This window comes from Paenibacillus swuensis (genome assembly GCF_001644605.1).
Taxonomy (GTDB): Bacteria; Bacillota; Bacilli; order Paenibacillales; family DY6; genus Paenibacillus_N; species Paenibacillus_N swuensis.
In genome coordinates, this window is record NZ_CP011388.1 from 2,181,788 (window position 1) to 2,206,026 (window position 24,239).

Annotated in this window: 23 protein-coding genes; 18 read left to right on the plus strand and 5 right to left on the minus strand. The window is 49.8% G+C overall.

Annotated features, from left to right (window positions below):
* Positions 1-288 precede the first annotated feature (288 nt).
* The 8 genes from SY83_RS09460 (at position 289) to SY83_RS09495 (ending at position 8,382) form a co-directional block, all read left to right on the plus strand.
* Positions 289-1,062 (plus strand): TerC family protein, encoded by a 774-nt coding sequence (locus SY83_RS09460; protein ID WP_068606022.1) that lies wholly within the window; start codon positions 289-291, stop codon positions 1,060-1,062.
* Positions 1,063-1,255: 193 nt separating this feature from the next.
* A complete protein-coding gene (locus SY83_RS09465; RefSeq protein WP_068606023.1) occupies positions 1,256-2,065 on the plus strand; it encodes a class I SAM-dependent methyltransferase in 810 nt (269 codons plus the stop codon).
* A gap of 105 nt (positions 2,066-2,170) precedes the next feature.
* Positions 2,171-2,623, plus strand: a complete 453-nt coding sequence (locus tag SY83_RS09470) for a helix-turn-helix domain-containing protein (protein ID WP_068606024.1) — start codon at positions 2,171-2,173, stop codon at positions 2,621-2,623.
* A gap of 292 nt (positions 2,624-2,915) precedes the next feature.
* The gene (locus SY83_RS09475) at positions 2,916-3,284 is read left to right on the plus strand and encodes a GntR family transcriptional regulator (protein ID WP_068606025.1); all 369 of its coding nucleotides are present in this window, start codon (positions 2,916-2,918) and stop codon (positions 3,282-3,284) included.
* Entirely contained in the window at positions 3,284-4,186 is a 903-nt protein-coding gene (locus SY83_RS09480; protein WP_068606026.1) for an ABC transporter ATP-binding protein, read from the plus strand. The genes SY83_RS09475 and SY83_RS09480 overlap by 1 nt, the downstream gene beginning before the upstream one ends.
* Positions 4,183-4,872, plus strand: a complete 690-nt coding sequence (locus SY83_RS09485) for a hypothetical protein (protein WP_068606027.1) — start codon at positions 4,183-4,185, stop codon at positions 4,870-4,872. Before SY83_RS09480 ends, SY83_RS09485 begins: the two co-directional genes overlap by 4 nt.
* A gap of 548 nt (positions 4,873-5,420) precedes the next feature.
* The gene (locus SY83_RS09490; RefSeq protein ID WP_068606028.1) at positions 5,421-6,035 is read left to right on the plus strand and encodes a TetR/AcrR family transcriptional regulator; all 615 of its coding nucleotides are present in this window, start codon (positions 5,421-5,423) and stop codon (positions 6,033-6,035) included.
* A 46-nt stretch (positions 6,036-6,081) separates the two neighbouring features.
* Positions 6,082-8,382, plus strand: a complete 2,301-nt coding sequence (locus SY83_RS09495) for an MMPL family transporter (RefSeq protein WP_068606029.1) — start codon at positions 6,082-6,084, stop codon at positions 8,380-8,382.
* 106 nt (positions 8,383-8,488) lie between these two features.
* Here SY83_RS09495 and SY83_RS09500 read toward each other — a convergent pair whose 3' ends face one another.
* The gene (locus tag SY83_RS09500) at positions 8,489-9,196 is read right to left on the minus strand and encodes a DNA alkylation repair protein (RefSeq protein ID WP_068606030.1); all 708 of its coding nucleotides are present in this window, start codon (positions 9,194-9,196) and stop codon (positions 8,489-8,491) included.
* A 145-nt stretch (positions 9,197-9,341) separates the two neighbouring features.
* Here SY83_RS09500 and SY83_RS09505 point away from each other — a divergent pair, with 145 nt between their 5' ends.
* The 7 genes from SY83_RS09505 (at position 9,342) to SY83_RS09535 (ending at position 16,293) form a co-directional block, all read left to right on the plus strand.
* The gene (locus SY83_RS09505) at positions 9,342-10,256 is read left to right on the plus strand and encodes an NAD(P)-dependent alcohol dehydrogenase (RefSeq protein WP_068606031.1); all 915 of its coding nucleotides are present in this window, start codon (positions 9,342-9,344) and stop codon (positions 10,254-10,256) included.
* Between the two features lie 53 nt (positions 10,257-10,309).
* Entirely contained in the window at positions 10,310-10,912 is a 603-nt protein-coding gene (locus SY83_RS09510) for a class I SAM-dependent methyltransferase (RefSeq protein WP_068606032.1), read from the plus strand.
* Between the two features lie 113 nt (positions 10,913-11,025).
* Entirely contained in the window at positions 11,026-11,751 is a 726-nt protein-coding gene (locus SY83_RS09515; protein ID WP_068606033.1) for a TVP38/TMEM64 family protein, read from the plus strand.
* 110 nt (positions 11,752-11,861) lie between these two features.
* Positions 11,862-12,800 (plus strand): DMT family transporter, encoded by a 939-nt coding sequence (locus tag SY83_RS09520; protein WP_068606034.1) that lies wholly within the window; start codon positions 11,862-11,864, stop codon positions 12,798-12,800.
* A 136-nt stretch (positions 12,801-12,936) separates the two neighbouring features.
* Positions 12,937-13,506: a nitroreductase family protein gene (locus SY83_RS09525; protein WP_068606035.1), complete on the plus strand. Its 570-nt coding sequence runs from the start codon at positions 12,937-12,939 to the stop codon at positions 13,504-13,506.
* A 245-nt stretch (positions 13,507-13,751) separates the two neighbouring features.
* Entirely contained in the window at positions 13,752-15,326 is a 1,575-nt protein-coding gene (locus SY83_RS09530; protein ID WP_068606036.1) for an L-lactate permease, read from the plus strand.
* 25 nt (positions 15,327-15,351) lie between these two features.
* A complete protein-coding gene (locus tag SY83_RS09535) occupies positions 15,352-16,293 on the plus strand; it encodes an L-lactate dehydrogenase (protein ID WP_068606037.1) in 942 nt (313 codons plus the stop codon).
* A gap of 11 nt (positions 16,294-16,304) precedes the next feature.
* On the opposite strand, the gene SY83_RS09540 is transcribed toward SY83_RS09535, so the two are convergent.
* Both SY83_RS09540 and SY83_RS09545 read right to left on the minus strand, forming a co-directional pair.
* On the minus strand, positions 16,305-17,537 hold the full coding sequence (locus SY83_RS09540) for an aminopeptidase (protein WP_068606038.1): 1,233 nt from the start codon (positions 17,535-17,537) through the stop codon (positions 16,305-16,307).
* Positions 17,538-17,606: 69 nt separating this feature from the next.
* Positions 17,607-18,071 (minus strand): hypothetical protein, encoded by a 465-nt coding sequence (locus SY83_RS09545; RefSeq protein ID WP_068606039.1) that lies wholly within the window; start codon positions 18,069-18,071, stop codon positions 17,607-17,609.
* A gap of 251 nt (positions 18,072-18,322) precedes the next feature.
* On the opposite strand from SY83_RS09545, the gene SY83_RS09550 reads away from it, so the two are divergent.
* From SY83_RS09550 to SY83_RS09560, 3 genes are all read left to right on the plus strand, one after another.
* On the plus strand, positions 18,323-19,069 hold the full coding sequence (locus SY83_RS09550; RefSeq protein ID WP_068606040.1) for an ABC transporter ATP-binding protein: 747 nt from the start codon (positions 18,323-18,325) through the stop codon (positions 19,067-19,069).
* Positions 19,066-21,030 carry an ABC transporter permease gene (locus SY83_RS09555; RefSeq protein ID WP_068606041.1) on the plus strand — a complete coding sequence of 655 codons (1,965 nt, stop codon included), beginning with the start codon at positions 19,066-19,068 and terminating at the stop codon, positions 21,028-21,030. Before SY83_RS09550 ends, SY83_RS09555 begins: the two co-directional genes overlap by 4 nt.
* Positions 21,031-21,187: 157 nt before the next feature.
* Positions 21,188-22,432, plus strand: coding sequence for a serine hydrolase domain-containing protein (locus SY83_RS09560; protein WP_068606042.1), 1,245 nt, complete (start codon positions 21,188-21,190; stop codon positions 22,430-22,432).
* Positions 22,433-22,492: 60 nt separating this feature from the next.
* On the opposite strand, the gene SY83_RS09565 is transcribed toward SY83_RS09560, so the two are convergent.
* Entirely contained in the window at positions 22,493-23,464 is a 972-nt protein-coding gene (locus tag SY83_RS09565) for a sensor histidine kinase (protein ID WP_231891407.1), read from the minus strand.
* A 14-nt stretch (positions 23,465-23,478) separates the two neighbouring features.
* Positions 23,479-24,150, minus strand: coding sequence for a response regulator transcription factor (locus tag SY83_RS09570; protein ID WP_068606044.1), 672 nt, complete (start codon positions 24,148-24,150; stop codon positions 23,479-23,481).
* Between the last annotated feature and the right edge of the window lie 89 nt (positions 24,151-24,239).

Here is a 24,239-nt window from a genome sequence, read left to right on the forward strand (position 1 = left end):
TTAAATGTGCTTCAAATGTACTTCCTTACCCCTCAATCTATGTACGTACAAGCAAACAGGGAAACCACGTTTGCCTAAAGCTTGGTTTTATAATTTGCATTATGAGGGGGACACCGTTGAATGAGGTTCATCTTAATGTTACACAATAAGGTTAAAATGTGGTTTGACATACAGTATCTTGAACGCGTTTGTCGATAAATTTTAAAGTAAAAAATTAAAATATTGAAACTACACCAAGAAATTTTACGTAAACGAGTAAATAAACTGAATTTTTGGAGGGAATAGATCTTGGAAGACATTTGGTTGCAGTATGCATGGACTTTATTGATTTTGATCGGATTGGAAGGTTTATTGTCAGCGGATAATGCGCTTGTTCTGGCAATCATCGCGAAGCATCTACCAGACGACCAGAAGAGAAAAGCTATTAATTATGGAATTATTATGGCCTTTGCATTCCGATTTATTGCGCTGTTCGGGATTTCATTTATCGCGACGGTTTGGCAGCTGCAAGCCATTGGGGCGGCCTACCTGTTATATCTGGGGCTAAAGCATATTATTCAGGCCATGTTGGTTAAGAGGAAGAATGTTCCCCCCAGTGTGGAAACCGAAGACGCTTCCGGCAGCGGGTACTGGACTACAGTTGGTAAGATTGCGCTTGCTGATTTGGCATTTGCCATCGACTCGATTCTTGCCGCGGTTGCACTTGCGCTCGGACTTCCGGATTCTCCGCTGGGTGACTTCGGGGGGATGGACGGAGGGCAATTCATTGTCGTAGTCCTTGGCGGTCTTGCCGGACTGATCTTAATTAAGTTCGCGGCGACTTGGTTCGTGAAGCTGCTTGCACAGCGACCTGCACTGGAGACGACCGCTTATGTAATTGTTGCGTGGGTAGGGGTGAAACTTGCGGTCATCACTCTGGCACACAAGGATATCGGGGTTCTGGATTACGATTTCCCGCATAGTACGGCTTGGAAGCTGTTCTTCTATGGCGTATTGATCGCCATTGCGGTTATTGGCTGGTTCGCCCCGGCTAACAAGAAAGCTCAAGCGGGTCAATCGTAGTAGAGACTGCAATAGGTTGACAGTTAATATTTGTAAGTCATATACTGTTCCTAATAGAATAGACATTAACGCAATGACTGGGACTACTAAGGATCGACTATTGCCCGGTTCAACCTATCGTCTCTTTGCAGTCGATAGGTTTTTTCTGTTTCTTTTTCCCGAGAAATCTGATGAAAAGGCAGGTGTTTGGTAGGTGGATCATGTGATTGATTACTACTCGCAATTCGATGAATGGGGAAGGTTGGATCGGGAACCGCTGGAGTTCACGATAAATCTGCACTACATAAAACAGTATTTAGCAGCATCCGGAACGATATTAGACAATGGTGCGGGACCCGGTAAATACGCAATGGAGCTGGCGAAGCTAGGATATAACGTCACGCTGTCGGACCTGACCCCTAAGCTGGTGGATACAGCGAAACAGAAGGCGGCTGAGTTAGGATTATCAGAACAGTTCAACGGATTTCACGTATTAAATGCAACCCATTTAGAGGGGATCGCCGACGAGATCTATGATGCTTCACTGATGCTTGGCCCGCTATACCATTTACAAAAGGAAGAGGAACGAATATCCGCAGTCAGGGAGCTGCATCGTGTAACCAAGCGGGACGGCATCGTGTTTGTCGCTTTCCAAAGTCGGATGAAAATGACCATTACCTCTTTACAATACCCACAATCTTGGAAACCCAACGACAACTTGGATACAATAAAAGAGTTCTACGAGACCGGGGTTTTCAACCATAACGATAAGGGTCGATTTACAGGGGCTTATTATTTTGACATCGATGAAGTAAGGCCTTTTATGGAGAAGTACGGGTTCGATACGATTGATTTAATCGGTTCCTCTAGTGTCGGAGCGATGCTTACCGATGAACAAAAGCAGTATTGGATCGAGAAGGGTGAGTATGCTAAGGTGATTGATTTTCTCATCTCGGTTGCTAAAGATCCATCTGTGCTGGGGATATCGTCTCATTTGCTGTATGTGGGGAGAAAGAGGGATTAAATGCCAGCAACCTTGGGTTGCGAGGTAAAGTAACCAATGCGTTCTTTTCTTTTGCAGGAGATAGAACTAATATGATCTCATATAGCGAGGGAAGGCAGGGTTACGATGATTTTTGGTGAGAAGTTAAAGACAGAGCGAACGAAAAAGGGTTGGACACAGGAAGAATTCGCTGAGAAGTTGTTTGTAAGCCGGCAGTCGGTTTCGAAATGGGAGAACGGTCAGAATTACCCAAGCATTGAAATGGTGATCAAAATCAGTGATATGCTAGGCTTAACGATTGATGAGCTATTAAGAAGTGACGAAGAGTTAACCAGGCAAGTCATTAAAGAAAGCAAACAACTGGCTTACCCCAAACTGAAATTTCTAATGGATGTCTTGTTTATAGCCGGCGTTGTCCTTCTGTTGATCAAGCTAATCGTACTCTTACTGAATAAAATTACTCCGTTGGAAGTCGCATTAGTTGGCGGGACATTTCTATGGAATTTCGGGCCGCTGATCCTGATGGTTGGTGCGGGAATCGGCTCCGGCATTCTCAAGGAAAAGTATAAGCAAGATTGATGCTAGCTGCCCCGAGAAAATAAGAGTACAGGTCTAATATCGAGAAGAAGCAACAAATCAGATTGTCGATGACACAATAATCATCCATCGAATCCTGCATGGGCGTAGAGATTATCTTCGGGAGTTGTTTGGTCCTTCATTACAAATGCAATAGCGGCATTCTTGGACAGGATCGTCCGAGGATGTCGCTATTTTTTTTTTTGACAGTAATTTGAAGCTGACCTATTGACATCCGACTTCACTGGTTATATAGTTAGTTACATGAGTAATTAACCAACGTGGTGGTGAAGACATGGGACTAAGTATGGACGACAGCCGTCCAATTTTTGTACAGATCGCAGAACGCATTGAGGATGACATCCTGGAGAACCGACTGCCCGAAGAGTCGCAGGTGCCGTCAACGAATCAGTTCGCGGCATTCTATCAGATTAATCCGGCGACAGCGGCCAAGGGTGTGAACCTGTTGGTGGATCTAGGTATTTTGTACAAAAAGAGAGGGATAGGCATGTTCGTAGCGGAGGGAGCGCGTGTGGTGCTGATGGAGAAACGCCGGGAGCAATTCTATGAGCAATATGTGGTGGCCATGGTGCATGAAGCCAAGAAGCTGGGCATTACGACGGAGCAATTGACCATGATGATCCAGAGAGGGGAGCGGGCGTGATGAGCTATGTGGTGGATGTACGCGGATTGACCAAGGCGTATGGGGACATGAAGGCGGTAGACGGCGTTACTTTCCAAATGGAAGCGGGCAAAATATACGGTCTGCTCGGCCGCAACGGCGCCGGAAAGACGACGATTATGCACATGCTGACGGCGCAGCTGTTCGCTACGAGCGGTGAGCTGTCAGTGTTCGGCGAGCATCCATACGAGAATTCACGCGTGCTCGAGCAGATGTGCTTTATCAAGGAGAGTCAGAAGTATCCAGACACGTTCCGTGTCATCGACGTCTTGGAAGTAAGCGCCTCCTTGTACCCGCATTGGGATCGGGACTTCGCTCATTCCTTGGTGGAAGAATTCAACCTACCGTTAAAGCGCCGGATGAAGAAGTTGTCCCGCGGGATGCTCTCCTCCGTCGGGATCATCGTGGGGCTGGCGAGCAGGGCGCCGCTGACGATCTTCGACGAGCCGTACCTTGGGCTGGACGCCGTGGCGCGCACCCTGTTCTACGACAGGCTGCTGGAGGATTATGCGCTGCATCCGCGCACGGTCGTGCTGTCCACGCACCTGATCGATGAGGTAAGCAAGCTGCTGGAACACGTGATGCTTCTCCATCGCGGCAAGCTCCTGCTGAACGAGGATACGGAGCAGCTGCGCGGGCGGGCTTTTACAGTAGCGGGCAGCGCGGAGCAGGTCGCTATGTTCTTAGAAGGCAAGGACATTCTGCATCGGGAGACGTTAGGGGGACTTGTGACGGCTACGGTGCTCAGCCGAAACGGCGGCGAACTCGTTGACCGCAAGCACGCGCAGGCGCTCGGACTGGAGCTTGGTCCGGTGACGTTGCAGCAACTCGTCGTCAACCTGACACAGCGAGCGGATTCCAGAAAGGAGGCGATCGCCAGATGAATCGAGTAACTAAGGTGATGAGGATGTTCCTGCGTGATAAGTTCAGTTGGGTCTTGCTGCCCTGGATCATCATCCTGTCCAGCTTCGCAGTCAATCTGGTCATCGCAGCATTCATTGAAGTAGAAGGCGGACTACACACAGGCGGGGTCGCGTCGATTATTATCTATATGCTGGTTGTCGGGATAATCGTGGTGTCACAGACGTTTCCGTTCGCTCTTGGGCTTGGCGTGAGGCGGACCGATTATTTTCTGGGTTCGATGTTAACCGCGACGGTAATTAGCGTCACGTTCGCCGCGCTGCTGATCTTCCTCGGCTTCATCGAGAAGGATGTGATCGTTGGTTGGGGCGTGAACTTGCACTTTTTTCATCTGGAGTCTGTGCACGAGGGTCCCATTCTGGAGTCACTAATCATGTATGTCATTCTTATGTTATGGATGTTTGTCACCGGCTTCGCCATCGCCAGCCTGCAACGGCGGTTCGGCCGTACCGGCACTTTCACGTTCTTCATCGCACTGTCTTTGCTGGGTACGATCTTCGGGTACGCGGCTACTTATAATGGGTGGTGGGCAGAGCTCGGTAACAGCTTGGGCGGGTATACGATGTTCGAGTATTCACTGTGGCTGCTGCCTGTTACGCTGGTGTGCATGCTGGCGTCGTATGGGTTGTTGCGCAGAGCGACAGTATAGAAAGGTACTTGCTGTCTGAGGTAGGATTGACTTAAGGGATTATTATATAGCAGCCTGACTCCTTTATTTAAAGGGGATAGGCTGTTTTTTTTGGATGAAAGTCGAAGAGGACATGGTAAGGCATTCAAATAATAACTTATAATGGTAATACAGTGCAAACTTATTATTACTGGAGGAGAGTGTTGTGTTGAAGCTTTTAACTAATGGCTATTTAAATGGACTATACGTAGTATTGTTAGCTGCGGTATCTGTTTTCACGGGGGAAATTGTAACTTTTATCATGCTCGGATTCGTAATTATGGCATTATTGAATATTAACTCTACTCTGCAAAAGATACTTAATAAAATAAAGGGAGACTAATAGTTCGTATAGGGAGGACATCAATGAATAGATTAGAGAACCACTCCACCCGCTGGAGTGGTTCTCTATTTACAATTAATTCTCATTGAGCAAGTTTGCACATTGTGCACTATTCGGCTAATATATGGATCAGAGCGGAAATATACTTTTTTTTACACAAAGCGTTAGATCCAGAGGTGCTGCATAAATGAATAAATCCAATTTACGAATGATCAAAAAAGAAGCAACGGCCAAAGCTTTAGCTACTAAAGCATTCGAGCTGGCTCTTGAGAACGGACTGGATGGCTTTGTCGTCGAAGATGTGGTTCAGGAAACCGGCTATTCCAGAAGAACGTTCGCCAATTACTTCACTTGTAAGGAGGAAGCGGTTGCGATGGGGGCCATATCGGCGGATGAAACGGAAGAAATTGAAGCTTTGGTATCCGCTCTTCCCGACCATACCTCCTTGCTTGAACTTCTTTATGAGATGACGAAGATGAAATTGACCGCGGATTTCCTGCGAAAGATGCGAGCGCTTGTATCCCTATCTCAAAACTATCCTACACTCCAACCGTATGTGCTAAGCGTCATGCGTCGCTCACAGACGGAGGCGCAGGGATTATTGATTGACTTGTCGGATGGGACATATGACGAACTCTATACACATCTGCTTATGGGTGCGGTGTACGGTGCGATGTTGCCGTTGCTTGACGGCAGTATTAAGGTGTTGCTGCCGGATGAGTCGCCTTCCGATGAACTTGGGCAGATTACTTTTGATCAATATTTAGAAAAAGTGTTTGTTTATTTGCGCAATGGTTTCTAGTTCACGGTTCATTCTAATTTGTATTAAAAGGGGAAATGGTTGAATTATGTCTACATTATTGTATCGACTAGGGAAGTCAGCTTACCGAAAACCATGGCAATTCATCATTGGATGGTTGGTCGTCATCGGTATCATTGTGTCCATGATCGGTGTGAACGGCATTCACGTAAGTTCGGAGATGAAAATTGAAGGCACGGAGTCGCAGCGAATTCTCGATCAATTAGCCAAGGAGCTTCCGGCGGCTTCCGGCGGTCAAGGCAGTGTTGTGTTCCAGGCTCCGGATCAGGAACGACTGGATATAGAGGCGCGTTTGGCTTTGATCAGCAAGGCCATCCTGGATGTTTATAAACTGGATTATGTCATTAATCCTGCAGATTATGCGGCACAATTAAGCGAATCCGCTTCGGCCGATACTCAGGCTGCCGCTAAGGGACAGACCGCGACGGGGAGCATGCCGCCCTATGGGCCTTTAATGGTTAACGGCGCTCCTGTGCCGGGGGTCATCCTGTCTTCGGACGGTAATGTCGCGCTGTTTCAATTCCAATTCACCGTTCAACAATCGTCCATTCCGCAAGATGTTCTGGACAACGTTATTGATACGGTTAACGGTCTCGAGAAAAGTGCCGGGATCACCGTCCTGCCTAGTGAGACTCTGCAACCGACAACGGTCGGCGTAAGTTCGACCGAGATTATCGGTCTGATTGTAGCTGCGGTGGTTTTATTCATGACGCTGGGTTCCATGATTGCGGCCGGTTTGCCGTTGCTGACTGCCATTCTGGGCGTCGGCGTAGGCATTGGCGGAGCCTTCGCCGTGTCCAGCTTCGTCAATATGACCAGCGTGTCTTCCATGTTGGCTCTTATGGTTGGATTAGCCGTTGGGATCGACTATGCGTTATTCATTGTGAATCGTCAGCGTCGTCTGATTCTGGATCAAGGCTTAACGGCGCATGAGGCCGCCGGTCGAGCGGTTGGAACGGCCGGCAGCGCCGTGTTCTTCGCAGGGTTGACGGTGATTATCGCGCTGTGCGGTATGTTAGTCATCGGGATCGGGTTCTTATCGATGATGGCATTGGTAGCGGCCGCAACCGTATTCGTCAACGTCATCATTGCCTTAACACTGCTGCCGGCTTTGCTCGGACTTGTGGGTGAGCGCATCTGTTCTCGTAAAGCGCGCGAGAATCAAGGTGAACAAGGAAAGGCAGTTCGCGGCGGTGTAGCTGACGGATGGATTAAGGGTGTAATCAAGTATCGTTGGCTTGTAATTCTTAGTACCGTCATCGTTCTAGCCGCAGCGGCCATTCCTATTGCCAACATGGAAATGGGCATTCCGGGCGCGGCCTCGGCCAACCTGGATACGACGGCAAGACAGAGTTATAATGCTGTATCCAAAGGCTTCGGTGAGGGGTTTAACGGGCCGCTTGTGGTGATTGCAGAGCCTAACGATCCTTCGGTCAAGGTTACACCGGAACTTATGGGCCAGATTGTCCGGGATCTTCACAGTGTAGATAATGTCGCCCTGGTAACCCCTCTAGGGGTTAATCAAACAGGTGATCTAGCCATCTTTAATCTCATTCCGAAAACCGGACCGACCGATATTGAAACGAGTGATTTGGTTCAGAGCCTGCGTGCTCCTGAAACGAACATCGCGAAGGCCTACAACGTAACACTTGGTGTTACCGGCTTCACGGCTGTAAATATTGATATGTCGGCTAAATTGTCAGATGCCTTCCCGCTGTACGTAGGAATCATTGTGATTCTATCTTTGATTATTCTACTGTTAGTGTTCCGATCCCTCATTGTTCCGATTAAAGCGACAGTGGGTTTCCTGCTCAGCATTCTTGCTACGTTCGGGATTACAACAGCGGTGTTTCAATGGGGATGGCTTCATACCGTATTCGGATTTGACACGGCGGGTCCTTTGCTCAGCTTCATGCCGATTCTGGTTACTGGGATCCTCTACGGGCTGGCGATGGATTATCAGGTGTTCCTAGTAAGCTCAATGCGCGAGTCCTACATCCACGGCCATCATGGCATGGATTCCATCATAGACGGCTATAAGCAGGCAAGCCGCGTCGTTGTAGCTGCCGCCGTCATCATGGTTGCTGTATTTGCAGGATTTATTTTTACCAAAGATATCATCATCAAGCAGATTGGTTTCGCCTTAACGATTGGTATATTCATTGATGCTTTCTTCATTCGCATGGGATTGGTGCCTGCCGTTATGGCTACATTCGGCGACAAGGTCTGGTGGCTGCCCCGCTGGCTGGATCGAATTGTTCCCAACCTTGATGTCGAGGGGGATAAGCTGATCGCCAAGCTGAATAACAAGGATGTCCGTGAACATTAGATATAGCCAAAAAAACCACTCCATTGTCCTAGGAGTGGTTTTTCATCTTTGCGCGGGTGGAGAGTAGAGAAATTTTATTGATCGCAGTTAGTAATTTTGTACATGCCTAACAACGTACATGCCTGCGCTTAAAGCCCAATTTTCCTCTCGCGAGAAACTTGTTGATGTTGTCGACAGCGATGAGGGATTTCGTCTTTCCCTTATCGCTCATGACCTCAACAGGACCGACGGCATTCGCGGTCGCGATCGCCTTGTCATGAAGCGGTGTGTAGGAAATAGCCACGGTGTATATAAAGCTGTTCATCGAATATTTCGTTCGTTCAGGCGCATCATGAATCGTTTTTTCCACTTGGTCCAGCATCTCCGCAAGCTTGTTTTCCGAGAATTCTCGATCCGGACGACTGCCGAGCAGCCAGCAATAACAGCTCCAGCCCGCGGACATTCTCAAATCCTCGCCGCTCGCGATCCACCTGTCAGCCACCTCTTGCGCAATATCCGCTTCCGACAACGTGACAGCCACAACATAATCAGACAGCATATAGAAATAAGCCGCATCCATCCAACGGTCGTAATCGGCATCCGTCATGGCGTTGGGTTCAGCAATGATTCCGGCCAAATACATGGCATCATAATTCCCCGTAGCATACAACTGCTCCGCCAACGGTTGATCGAGCTTGGTCTTCTTGAGAATAGGCTTCATTTCACCTGTCGCCACGCCAAACAGCGGTTCCCGCGCGCCATTATTGAGGTATCTCTTTTTAATTTGTTCCTTGCCCATAGCCTCAAGTTCCTGCATAACCATATCTAAATCCATCGTGATTACACTTCCTTCGATCGGAGAAATTTTGCCGATATTCCTTAAATATTATAATACCTGACTTCAATCAAGCAAACCAATTCAGATCCTCAACGTATTAGCATAAAGTAAGACGTAATGACTATCCGAAGGAGGGATTTATATGAAAGCCATGGTCTACACCGAATACGGGTCACCCGACGTTCTTCATCTGAAAGAGGTTGAGAAGCCGACACCAACTGCTAATGAAATCCTCGTGAGAATCCACGCGACCACGGTAACCGCTGGGGACTGGCGCATGAGAAAAGCCGACCCGTTTCTCGCAAGGCTTTACAACGGTCTTCTGAAGCCGAAGAAAGTGAATATTCTGGGTTTCGAGTTATCCGGAGTGGTTGAGGCGATTGGCAAAGATGTATCCAAATTTCGGGTCGGCGATGAAGTTTTTGCCTTTAACGGGATTGGCTTTGGTGCGTATGCGGAGTACAAATGTCTGCCTGAGGACGGCATCGTGGCCATGAAGCCTAGCCATGTGACCCATGAGGAGGCTGCTGCTGTTCCTGCCGGGGGAATGACCGCGTTGAATTTTTTGCAAAAAGGGAATATCGCGAGCGGCATGAAGGTTCTGATCTACGGAGCATCAGGCAGTGTGGGTACATATGCGGTGCAGCTTGCCAAATCTTATGGCGCCGATGTCACAGGGGTATGCAGTACCTCGAATCTCGAAATGGTTAAGGGGATAGGGGCCGACCGGGTGCTTGATTATACGAAACAGGATTTCAGAGCCGGCGAAGAGAAGTATGATTTAATTTTGGATTGCGTGGGGAAGAAAATCTCGAAGGTTGCCAAGTCCACATGCCAAAGCAGATTAAGTTCCAATGGAAAGTTCGTAAGTGTAGATATGTCCCAAAAGCCCCGTATTGAACATCTGATCCTCCTCCAAGAGCTCCTCGAAACCGGCAAAATTAAGCCCGTCATTGATCGACACTATCCTTTTGAACAAATTCCCGAGGCGCACCGCTATGTTGAGCAAAAGCACAAGAAAGGCAACGTAGTCATTCATGTGAATCCGTTAATTTAATATGTTAAACTGATCAAAACCAATAAATAAATTAAAAGTTATGGAGAGATCACATGGGAAATACAGATAAGTTTGAGATGATCGCAGATGTATATGACACGGAAGATAGAATCCACATTGCCAAGGTGTCGTCCGATGCCATTCGTGAATATATAGATGACGCTAAGAGCAAGACGGCTATTGATTTCGGGTGCGGAACGGGTCTGGTGGGAATGAACTTGTTGAACGAACTCGGCTCGGTGTTATTCATGGATTCATCCCAGAACATGATTAATCAAATCAAACACAAAATTTCCGAGTCTGATATACAGAACGCAGATACATTGTGCTTCGATGTGGAACAGGAAGCACCGCTGAACGTACATGCTGATTATATCTTCATGGTACAGGTTCTGCTCCATATTCCTGATGCAGAGTTGGTGTTAGCCAAATTGTTCAATGTTCTGCGTGATGGGGGGCATTTAATGATTGTGGATTTTGATAAAAATGTAAACATAACTTCAGAGCTCGTTCATAACGGATTCGATCAAAGCGAGCTTAAGGACATGATGACGGGATTAGGGTACAGAAACATTCAATCGAAGACGTTCTATAGCGGAAGCCAAATATTCATGGGACAGGATGCTTCGATGTTTATATTGGAAGCTCAGAAGTAACGCAAACAGGACTTAGGTCGAGGAAAGGGCTGGGCTAGGGGTGGTTTTTTCGACTCGTTCAGGGAATTATAATCAATTAGGATTGTATCCCTATTATGAAAAGAGTTGAAATTATGCGTACAACATCTATGAAATTCCCGACGGTTCTGATTGTGATGTCTGTCGTGTCACTGGCGCTCTTCGCCTACGGTCTCCCAACCATGCATCCTATATATCGTACGATCGGTCTTACGTTTACCGGGCTCCTGCTGCTTGCAGGGGTGTTGAGTTATGTGACAGGCCGTTTGCGTATGCTCAGATTGGTAAGATTAACGGGGCATTATTACTACGCTGCCATTGGGATTGTAACGGTAATCTACTACTTGACGTCGATCCTTGTCATCACGGACGCTTACGGCATGGAGGCTCTGTTCCGGGACCATCTTCCGCTCGCCAAATGGATTTATTTCCTTCTCTGTGTAGCGCAGCCGATTATTCTGCCGTTACCGGAGCTCGTGACCGTAGTAGCCGCCAGCACGGTCTTCGGGCCGCTGCCTGCCTTTATCATTGGTTTCATCGGCACTTATATTGGGATTCTTATCATGTTCACAGCGGCCAGAATCGGCGGTTTGAAACTAATCCATAAATTAATTGAACTTAAGAAGTTAGAGAGATACCATCGGTATGTGGCGAAGAACGAGCTGCTTATCATGACGTTACTATTTATTATCCCGGTGTTGCCCGATGAGATTATATGCGTAGGCGCAGGGGTGAGCGGGGTATCGCCCAAGCGGTTCATGGCGGTGGCGGCGGTATCGAAGCTGGTAACTTCGTTCGTACTCTCTTATATTGTGGCATAGAAATAATCGCTCATAAAGAGAGGTTATAGGTATTGTTAATCCGCATGATTAGACATATATTTAAGTCTGGCATGAATATTAACATACCGAAAGGGAGTCTCAGTCATACGATGAGCAAAAAAGGGATGTATTACGCAGGGCTGGTGCTCGTAGCCGTCATATGGGGGGCTAACTTTGGCGTGTCGCGGGCGGCGATGGAGACGTTCGACCCGATCTTGTTCGCGTTCCTTCGGTTCGCGGGAGCTTTGCCCATTCTCTTCTTGCTGCTTAAGCTGAAGGAAGGGAACCTCGGCGTCTCATGGAAAGACGCAATTCAGCTGGCGGGTATCGGCTTAATCGGCATTACGGCGCTTGAAATCATGGTATTGTACTCCATTCAATATACGACACTCGCTAATGCTTCGCTGCTAAACGTGGCGCCGTGGCCGATCTTCGCGGCTTTATTCGCCCCGTTGATAACGAAGGAGAAGCTGACGAGCCGTGTAATCATCGGCGGAGCCGCCGCGATGACGGGCGTCTTCTTGATTATTCTGGGCGGAGGGGAAGGTATCGACCTGTCGTCTGGTCATCTCATCGGCAATCTGCTCGCGTTCTCGGTCAGCATCATCGGCGCGCTCAGCAATGTGTTATGCATTCCGCTGATGAAGAAGTATTCGCCGCTGCGGGTGAGCACGTGGTACATCCTGTTCGGGACCATCCTGATGTTTCCTCTGACATTGGGAGGGGCGTGGGGAGACGTGAAATGGGGACTTCTGACACCGGTCCACTACGCGGGAATCCTGTATAACGTGTTAATCTGCACGGTCGTTGCCTTCATCGTCTGGAACGGGAGTATGTTACGCGTCGGCGCTGCCCGGGCGAATTTCTTCCGTTACGCCGTTCCGGCAGCTTCGGGCATAGCCGGCTATTTCTTCTTCGATGAAGCCATCAGCGCATGGCAAATCGGGGGGACTGTGTTCATGGCGGCCGGGTTAGTGTGGATTAGCCTGGAGAAAACGCCGGTACGGCCCTCCCATGGGGAGCCGATCGCCACGAAAGATGCGATGTGAGTGGAAATTCAAAGAAGCAAAAAAGAAGCAAAAGAAGCTTAGCAGGAATATGATAAATTGGTTGGAGATCGTAAGCCGGAATGCTGGTTATGCCGCATCTCGCTGACTTCAATAAGTCATAGGAAAGAGGGCTAACATGTCTATAGCAGAAGTAATTCGTGAAAGAAGAAGCATAAGGGACTTTAAACCCGATTCAATCGATGAAGCGACGGTGCTTAGCTTGCTGGAAGATGCGGTGTGGGCGCCGTTTCACAGTAAGAATGAACCCTGGCGGTTTATATTCGTAAGTAAGCCCGGCAAAGAACGTTTCATTCAGATGGTTGCCGACAGTTACCTGAGAATGGATCAATACAAGAGCATGCCGCCCGAGCAGCGGTCCCAGCTCGGCGCAAAGCTTAAAGCTGCGTTTCATGCGGTACCTGCTTTCCTGCTTGTCATCATGAAAGAGAGCGAAAGCCGAAAGCGCTGGGAAGAAGATTTTGCCGCAACGAGCGCGCTTATTCAGAACTTCATGCTGCTCGCATGGGAGCAAGGCGTCGGTACGGTCTGGAAAACCAATCCGTATATCTATGATCGACTATTCTGCGATAATATGTGCCTCCAAAGCGACGAGAAAATCGTAGGTGTCGTTCAGTTGGGGTATCCCGCCGAGCTGCCCGAAGCCCGAGAAAGAGTATCAGCAAGCCAATTGTTTACGGTGCTCTAAACCAGGAGGGTTTTTACGAATACGCTACACATTGGCGTGGAATATTTATCGAACCTTTCCCGGAATTGGGCATAGGCATTATGACTACGTATTTCTCCGCTCAAATATGCATTGCCTTCAGTATGGCTTCAGCGCGCAATTATGTGAAAAATATCACAAAGTAAGTTAAAAAACTCGAATCATTAACCCTGTTTATGGACAATTTACTTAGAGATACCAACCTTAACATCAACAGGGGGAACATCATGTTAGCGGAAACAAATAACCCTTTTAACAATATTGCCTTATCAGCTCTAGTAGCGGCTATTCCTATCATGTTATTTCTTCTGAGCCTGACCGTATTCAAGATGAAGGGTGTCTACGCGGCCTTATTAAATCTCGCGGTTACCTTCATCCTAGTTCTTACAATCTTCAATCTGCCGTGGGGGCAATCGGTTGGAGCTGTGGTCCAAGGAGTAATTCAGGGGATTATGCCGATTGGATTCATCATTGTCATGGCGGTGTGGTTATACAAAATCGCGGTGGATTCCGGGAAATTTGATGTGCTGCGCGGCAGTATCGTCAACATTTCGCAAGATCAGCGTATTCAGTTTCTGTTAATCGGCTTCTGTTTTAACGCTTTCTTGGAAGGCGCGGCTGGTTTCGGCGTTCCCATTGCGATCTGTGCGGTCATGTTGGTTTCGCTGGGCTTCCAACCCCTGCAAGCGGCCATGCTCTGTCTGATCGCCAACGGCGCATCCGGGGCTTTTGGCGCAATCGGGATACCGGTGGCCATCATTGACACATTCAACCTGGAAGGCGTGACTTCCATGGAAGTGTCCCGCATGACAGCTTATACGCTGCCGATTATTAATTTCACGATCCCGTTTTTATTAATATTTCTGCTGGACGGCTTGAAAGGGGTAAAGCAGATTTTCCCCGCCATTCTGGTTACATCGGCTGCCTACACGATCATGCAGATCATCATTACTACAACCCTGGGTCCTGAACTGGCGGATATCATTCCGTCTGTACTCGCTATGGCGGCGCTGGCTCTGTTCTTAAGGACATGGCGGCCAAAGGAGAAATTTACTCTTCAAGGACATCAGCCGCCCCCGGTACAAAAATATTCTGGAAAAGATATTCTCAGTGCCTGGTCACCCTTCTACTTGTTATCCCTGTTTGTATTCATCTGGAGTTTACCTGCCTTCAAAAGGTTGTTTGCTGAAGGAGGCGCGTTGGCCGGTTCCGTCATCAAATTTATCGTTCCCAACTCAACGGTCCCTGTCGCTCTGAACATTCTGGGGGCGACGGGGATGGCGATTCTTCTGGCGGCCGTAACCACGGTTGCGACATCGCAAGGCATTCGGCTTGGCCATAGCCTAAATCTGCTGGGCAGAACGGTTCGGGAGTTCTGGATTCCGATTGTGATGATTTGCGCGATTCTGGGCATTGCGAAGCTGATGACATTCGGCGGCTTAACGGGAACGTTGGGTGAAGCGGTTGCGATGACAGGCGGCGTATTCCCGTTGTTATCCCCGATTCTTGGCTGGATTGGCGTATTTATGACCGGCTCGGTTGTCAATAACAATACCTTATTCGCACCGATTCAAACGACAGCCAGCAGCATTCTGGGGACAGATCCGTCCTTGTTGGTTGCGGCCAATACGGCGGGGGGCGTGATGGGGAAACTCGTATCCCCGCAATCCATTGCGATTGCTTCAGCTGCCGTCAGACAGACGGGACAAGAATCTCTTTTGACCAGTATGACGATTAAATACAGCTTTGCTCTCCTCGCGTTTGTATGCGTATGGACCTATATATTGTCTCTGTTGTTCTAAAAAAGATTGAAGGAGCTGGTTGGTTATGATTAAAGGAAAAGTGGCTTTAGTGGGCTCGGGTTTTGTCGGTTCCAGTTACGCGTATTGTTTATTAAATCAAGGAATCGCCAACGAATTGGTTATTATTGACGTCAATCACAAGAAAGCCGAAGGGGACGCGATGGATTTAAACCACGGCTTGCCTTTCGCGCCGCCCATGTCCATCTACGCGGGCACCTATGCCGATTGTAAAGATGCCGATCTCGTTGTCATTACGGCTGGAGCCAATCAAGCGCCGGGTGAAACTCGATTGGATCTGATTGAGAAGAACAGCAAGATATTCCAATCTATTATCGGTGAGATTATGAAATCAGGCTTCGGCGGACTGTTCCTGGTTGCGACAAATCCGGTGGATGTGCTGAGTTACGCAACCTGGAAGTACTCCGGACTGCCGCCGGAGCGCATAATCGGTTCGGGCACCATCCTGGATACAGCCAGATTTCGCTATATGCTGGGGGAAGCGTACAATGTCGACTCCCGAAACGTGCATGCTTATATCATCGGGGAACACGGCGATACGGAGCTTCCTGTGTATAGCCTGGCTGATGTGGCTGGACGTCCCGTACGGGATCTGATGGCCCAAGGCGTCGGACCCAATGAACAGCAGCTTGACGAACTCTTCGTAAACGTTCGCGATGCGGCCTATCATATCATTGAACGCAAGGGAGCGACGTACTACGGAATCGGGATGAGCTTGGCTCGTGTAACGAAAGCGATTCTTCGAAACGAGAATTCCGTATTAACGCTGTCCACCTTGCTGACGGGCCAATATGGACTGGAGGATGTATACATCGGTGTGCCGGTCATCATCAATCGCTACGGAATTCGTGAGGTCATTGAATTATCTCTAAGTGACGATGAGATGAAGAAGCTGCATCAGTCGGCGAAAGTATTAAAGAAAGCGAACCAATCCATTCCTGTCCATTAGGGATGCCTGCCCTAGATCGCCCAGTTACCATTCCTGAAGATCGGTTCGCGTCTGCCGTCTGCTGTTACACCGTCGATGTTCATGTCAGGCGATCCGATCATGAAATCCTCGTGAACGAGACTTCGGTTGGCGCCATGAGCTAGAAGTTCTTCGGAATTCATGCCGGTACCGCCGCTGATGTTAACAGGATAAGCTTGACCCAGAGCCAGGTGGCAGGAGGCATTCTCATCGTACAGCGTGTTGAAGAAAATCAGATTCGAGTTGGAAATCGGCGAATCCTGCGGCACAAGAGCAATCTCGCCCAGATATCTGGCACCATCGTCGGTATTCAGCATATTGGACAAGGCCTCATAGCCTTGCTCAGCCGAGTAATCAATCACCTTACCCGCTTGGAAGGTTAAGGAGAAATGATCAATGACCTGTCCGTTATAATTCAATGGTTTCGTACTCCGAACGGTACCATTGACACCATTCCTATGAGGCATCGTGAATACTTCTTCAGTTGGCATGTTCGGATTGAACAAGACGCCGTTTGCGTTCTCTTTGGCCCCGCCAAGCCAGATATGCCCTTCCGGCAGATCAACTGTCAAGTTTGTGCCCGGCGCTTCGTAGTGCAGCTGTCTGTAACGCTTGCCATTGAGCAGCTCAACCATTTGCAGAAGCTTCGCATTATGTTCTCGCCATGCTTGTATCGTATCTTCTAAACCGATGCGGGTAGCATCGATAATTCGCTCCCACAGCTTGGTTACAGCTGCTTCGGAATTGACCTCAGGGAATACTTTGGCCGCCCATTCCGGAGTTGCATAGGAGATCAGGGACCACGCATTGGTGTGATTCATTAACGAACCGCGGTAGTTGCTGAGCGCGGTGGATGCCGTCTTCGAGGCGGTCGCAATCCGAGCAGGATCTACATGATTGAGCAGATCGGGGTTCGGGGAATAGACAGTGATAAAGGCGGCCCCCTCATGGGCATAATCCTCCCAAGCCTTCGCACGCCACATTGGATATTCCGTAAAAGCCTCCTCCGGTGCTTGCTGGAACTTAATGAGGGAAAGCTCCTCGTCGTTATACTCGACATGTACGTTCTTCGCGCCGGCCGTGTAAGCACTCGAAGCGATAAGGCGAACAAGGGGGGCAGCCACTACCGGCGCCATGACCACCACCGTCTGACCTTGCTGCACATTCACGCCGACTTTGACCACCAAGTCCGCATAATTCTGCAATTGTTTTTGTGTAGGAAACATAGGGGTTCCTCCTAGAATTTTGGCTGGCTCTTTGGTTTAATTATAAGGCTTTGGCTAGGGTTAACTCAATTACCGGGTTAAAACCTTCAAAGCCGCCAGCCATCCCGCCAAGTTTAGCAGATGGCGACCGTAATTCAGCGCTTCCCACTGCGATAAGACGCGGTCAATTTCACCCTGTGACAAGCTGTTCGAATCCATCAACCCGATCATGGTCGGAATGAAATAACTAAACGTGACCGCGCGTTCAATGATGATTAGGGTAACCGCAACAATGTACCAACGACGTCTGGGGCCTTTGGTGGTCCAAGCGGCGACGGCATTGGCGATGGTGAGCAGCGTTAGCGGAACGGTGGTTACGTACGCCCAGAACAGGATGCCGGTATTTGGCCACAGGGACGGCGAAGTTCCGCTCCACCCCGGAACGACCACTCTCCCTTCATATAAACCTGCGCCAAAGGCAATGCCCAAATTAATTATGAACAGCCAAAGTAACGTTTCTTTTAGTACCCTTCTTGTACGAGATGTTTGTTCCATAGTTACAAATCCTCCTGTTTCATGTCCTCTTCGTAAATCTATAACTGTCTCTTTCTATATCCTATCTTTGACGGCGCGCCCGGAAAACGGACCCGGGAATGGAAGTGCCTCAGCCTTAGGAACGACTTTAAACGCAAATAACCCCCTTCTCGCAACTCTCGGTGACAAAAATGTCACATTGCCGCAACCTACATCGATGGATGGAAAATCCCAACCTGTCTATAGTAAAGGTATAAAGGGAGGGAGCATTCATGCAATCCATAATCCAAACGAAGAATCTATCTAAAACCTACGGCGCGACTACGGTACTCAAAAATATTGATTTAACCATCCAACCCGGGGAACTCACGGCAATCATGGGGCCGTCAGGGTCAGGCAAGTCGACGCTGATGAATGTGTTGTCCACGATTGACCGATTATCCGGAGGTGAGGTGTGGTTAGAGGGGAAAGCGCTGCTTGATATGAAGAAGAGCGCGATGAGGCGGTTCCGGCAAGAGCGACTGGGGTTTATATTCCAGGATTACAACCTGTTGGACACGCTTACGGTGAAGGAAAATATATTGCTGCCCTTATCGTTGCGCAACGTGAAGGCGGCCGAGATGGAGAGCCGGTTGCAGCCGATTATCGGGGCGCTCAACATCGAATCTATCCTGCATAAATACCCGAACGAAATTTCCGGCGGACAGAAGCAACGGGCGGCCTCGGCCAGGGCAATCATCACGAAGCCGGCGATTGTATTCGCCGATGAGCCCACAGGGGCGCTCGATTCCAGATCCGCCACCCAATTACTGGAGCAGTTAGTCGGGCTCAACGCGGCGTTCGGCACCACGATGATGATGGTGACACATGATATCTACGCGGCAAGCTACTGCAAACGGGTCATTTTCCTGCGCGACGGCGGGATTGTAAACGAAATTTACGCCGGCGATCAGAACCAGAAGTCGTTCTACGACCGCATCCTGGAAACGCAGAGCCTGATGGGGGGCGCGCTGCGATGAGCCTGCTCGATCTGACGATCCGAAACGTCAAACGTAATTTCCGACTGTACTCCATCTATTTATTCTCCATGATCATCGGTGTCATCATCCAGTTCACATTCTCTTCCGTCCTGTTTAATGAAGACATTATGAACGCGCTGAAAAACCGCGATAATTATGAGACGGGTGTATCCATCGCTTCGGTCGTGGTGTTCCTGTTTATCATCTTCTTCATCCTGTACGCCAACTCGTTCTTCATGCGGCAACGCAAAAAAGAGTTCGGCATGTACCTGTTGTACGGCTTGAACGAGAGGCAGATTACCCGGATGGTGTTCTACGAAACGCTGTTCATCAGTGCGATCGCGCTGGCTTCGGGCATCCTGCTTGGCGGACTGCTGTCCAAGCTGTTCGGTATGCTGCTCATGAGCTTAATGCAGTATGATCAGGTCATCTCGCTGGCTTTTCCGATCGAGGCGATCGTATTCACGGGGTTCTTATACCTGCTGCTCACCGTCATAATCACCGTCCAAAGTTATATCATGATTAACCGGGTACAGCTAACCGAATTGTTCCACGCGAAACAAAAGATGGAGAAGCCCGTTCGCATTTCCCCCTTCATGGCCATCTTATCTATTCTGTTACTGGGCATGGCCTTCGGCTTAATCAGCAGCAGCAAACAATCGGCCGTTTGGAATGAGTACGCGACCTCAAGTCTGATCGCGGTCACGATGGGGATCATTGCGGGCACCTTCTTGTTCTTCCGTCAGTTCGCCGGCTGGTTGTTACAGACGCTGGCGCGCCGACGTACCTATCATGAAGGGAATACAGTGCTATGGACATCCTCCTTGCGCTTTCAGGTGAGGGGCAATACGTTGAACCTGACGTTCATATCGCTGTTTAGCGCGGCGATCATCATGTTGCTTTGTTTTGTCACGATTAACTATAAAGTCCAATTCGAGGCAGTGGGGCGGAATTTACCGAATGACATCGCGTTTCAATCGCAGGATCCTGCTGCCAACAAGCAGATTGATGAGATCATTCAAAGCTCCGGGCATGCGGTTCAATACCATCTGAAGCCGGAGTTGCTGATTGCTGTGCCGGTAACGGACCGGGGGGTGGCCTGGGACAATCCGGAATATTATGAAGACAATGTTTTGCTGGTTTCGGAGGGGGCGTACAATGAATTAATTTCTTTAAGAGGTCATGACCGGCGCGTAGACCTGCAAGGGAATGAAGCGGCTGCCCTCTCGCAAGGTTCAGACTTCCCCAAGCCTTATGCGAAGGGCGTGGAGCCTGCCTTTACACTCAAGACGAATCAGGAAACTACGTTGAAGCTGGTAGAGAAAAAGGATTACGCGTACTTAGGATGGTCATCCAGTCCGACCGAGTCGATGGGACGCAAGCCGGCGGTGCTCGTCATTTCCGATGAGTTGTATGCAAGTTTAAAGGAGGGGGCGGCCAAGAGGGCTTACGAGATCTATGCGCTTGAGGATGCGGAAGATGCGGAGCCATTATCGAAGCAGGTTCACGCCATCGTCACGCAGAACACAGACACCTACTATTCTTCATTCGCGGACGTGTACTCCAAACAGATCGAGAGTTCCTCGTTGATGTTGTTTGCCAGCGGATTTCTGGCCCTGCTTGCCCTGTTCGCGCTCGCGAGCGTCATTTATTTCAAGCAGCTGCGCGAGGCTACGGATGAACGGATGCAATATGCGATTCTGCGCAAGCTCGGCATGGATAACGGCCAAATGAAAAGCGTTATACGCAAGCAGCTTCTGTTCGTCTTCTTGCCGCCGCTCGTGCTCGGTGTGTTGCATAGCTGGTTCATCATTAAGTATTACATCCTGGACTCGGTGCAAGACTTCCCTGAGCTCCATGGCATGGTGTGGGGCATCATGGGCGTATACTTTCTGATTTACTTGCTGTTCTACGTCTCCTCTACGAATCTGTATTACAAAATCGTAAGTACGAATGCTTAATTTCATACAAACACTAACAATCCAATGGCGAAAGAATGTCTAAAGGCTTATCGATTTCTATGTATAACGAATTGTATAATAAGTTGCGAGAGAGGGTTTATGCGTCCAGTCTTCGAAAAGTAGGAATTACTACAAGTAGAACGAAGCGAGGGATACCATGATTCAGATTGCAACGGACCAAAGCAACAACGGTTTCACCGAAACAGGATTGCGCAGAATGCGCGACGTATTGGCACGGCATGTCGAGTCCGGGAAGATCCCTGGGCTGGTTGCCCTGGTCAGCCGCAACGGCGAGACGCATGTTGAAGCGCTCGGCACGATGCGGCATGACGGCGGAGCACCGATGCGCCGGGACACGATCTTCCGGATGGCGTCCACTTCCAAGCCGGTCGCGGTCGCGCCGGTCATGATCCTCCTCGACGAGTGCAAACTGCGGCTGGACGACCCGGTAGATCTGTGGCTGCCCGAACTCGCTGACCGCCAGGTGCTGAAGCGACCGGACGGCCCGCTGGACGAAACCGTGCCGGCGCGGCGGCCGGTCACGGTACGCGACCTGCTGACCTCCACGTTCGGGCTCGGTATTGATATATCGGCGCTGGGCGCTCCGATTATGGGCGCGATCTTCGCGAATGGACTAACGCCCGATGGGCCAACGCCGATGCCCGAACCGGATGAGTGGATGCGCCGCCTTGGATCGCTCCCGCTGATGTACCAGCCGGGAGAGCAATGGCAGTACCACATCAGCAACGATCTTCTCGGCGTACTCGTCGCCAGGGTTACGGGCCAAATGTTCGAGACGTTCCTGCGCGAACGCATCTTCGAGCCCCTGGGCATGAAGGACACCGGTTTCCATGTGCCGTCCGAGAAGATCGACAGGTTGCCGCCCCTATATGCACCTGACCCGCAGACCGGAGAGTTCCACGTATGGGATGAGGCCGAGGGGGGACGCCACAGCCAGCCTCCGGCGTTCCAGGGCGGCGGTGGCGGACTTAACTCCACGGCCGACGACTTCCACGCCTACTACCGGATGCTGCTGAATCATGGCATGCACGGGAACGAACGGATCCTGTCCCGGGCCGCCGTAGAGCTGATGACCACCAACCGCCTCAATGCCGAGCAGCAAGCCGCCCGAAACGCCTTGGCCAGCAACAATGTCCATAGGTCATTCGGCCAAGGGCAGCACGGCGGATGGGGCTTTGGTATGGCGGTGCGCACCTACCGCGGTGATTACGCGCCCATCGGCCAGTACGGCTGGGACGGCGGAAGCGGCACCTCGACCTACGCCGACCCGGAAAACCAGCTTACCGGAATCCTGCTCACTCAGGTCGGGATGTCCACTGGGGATTCGGCGCGGGCTATACACGATTTCTGGACTACGGTCTACCAGGCCGTTGAAGACTAACAGCGAGCCAGCGGTTTGAAGATTGTTATAATAGTTAGCCCTCATCAATCAAGGTGAGGGCTATTTATTTTGCAATATGCTCAAATAGGGGTCGTGGGTTCTGGGGAAATGGATGGTGAACTCGGTAAAGCGGCCTACAGCGGATTCACAAGTGATGTAGTGGCCCAACTTCCTCGAAAGCTCCTGGGCGAGATAAAGCCCCATGCCTGTCGATTTCACATGCGCGCGTCCATTCGTGCCCGTAAATCCCCGGTTGAACACCCGCGGCAGATCCTTGGCATCAATGCCGATCCCGTTATCCCTAATGATCAGCAACTTTTCTTGCCGCGTAGTGCGTGTTGAGATGCGGATTTCTCCGTTGTTGTTCGTGTACTTCAAGCTGTTCGTAAGGAGTTGGTTGATGATAAAGGAAAGCCACTTCATATCGCTTTGAACGATGGTTGACTGCAGGTCCAGCTGGATTCTGATTTTATGGGAAATGAAGGTTTTGGCGTGATTTCGGACAACGGCTTTCACGAGCGGCTCCAGATCACTGTTGATGATTTCGTAATCTTCCTTGAAGCTATCCAGTTTGGCGTAGTACAACGCCTGGTCCACGTAATGCTCAATCCGCGACACCTCTTCCTCCAAGCTTCGGGGATCGACCTCCGTTTGCTGCATCAAGCGAAGGACGGAAATCGGCGTCTTGATCTCGTGAAACCAGGAAACGATAAAATCATAGTATTCCAACTGCTTCGCTTGCAATTCGTTGAGCGCCTGGATTTGGCTGCGTTCGAGCTGTTCCAGCGCGTCGCGATAAGCTTCCGCTTCCAGGGAAAGCGGCTCGGTCTGTTCTTCCCCCAGTTGGCGGATGGCATGAACATTTGTGAAATAACGGTGAATGAAGAAGCCCGACAGGCACAACACTACTAGCGTCAGCGCATAGAAGAACGTCGGCCAGCGGAATGAATTTTGCGGATCTGTAATGAGCACCGTCCAGGTGACAAAGAAAGTGATCGCGCACAGGATGAGGTAAGGTCTCTCATATTTCATGAATCGCCACCAGCTCATTCGATGATATACCCCATTCCTTTGCGCGTCGCGATAAATTCCTCCAGCCCCAGCAAGGCAATTCGGCGCCTCAGACGATTCACGTTCACCGTCAGAGTATTGTCGTCGATAAATTGTTCGTCATTCCACAGCACCTGCATCAGATCTTCCCGGGAAACGATCCGGCCGATATGACGCATGAGGGTTTGAAGAATAATGAACTCGTTCCGCGACAATTCAGCGCTCTGCTCCCCATATTGAACCGACGAGTTGGACAAGTGAAGAACCAGCTGGCGGTGAGAGATCACAAGACTTTCATCCTGATAGGTATAGTTGCGCCGGAGCAGCGCGCTGACTTTGGCTACGAGCACCCCAAGGTCGAACGGCTTTACAACATAATCATCCGCACCCATGTTAATCGCCATAATGACATCCATGTTCTGATTCCGGGAGGACAGGAATATAATCGGCACCTTGGACACGGAACGAATCCGCTGACACCAATAAAAACCGTCATACATTGGGAGACTGACATCCATCAGCACCAAGTGGGGTTGGGCGGCGGTGAATTGTTCTGTAATATGTTCAAAAGAAGTCACTTCCAGCACCTCGTATTGCCATTTGCGCAACGAATCGGCTACGATAGTTCTGATCTTCTCGTCATCTTCCACAATCATGATTTGAAACATAGGAATACCTCCGACACCAAGGTAGACGTGCCCTGTCATTATATCATTGTGAAGATGGGGGAGCGAGTTAAGTGTGAAACGATGGAACC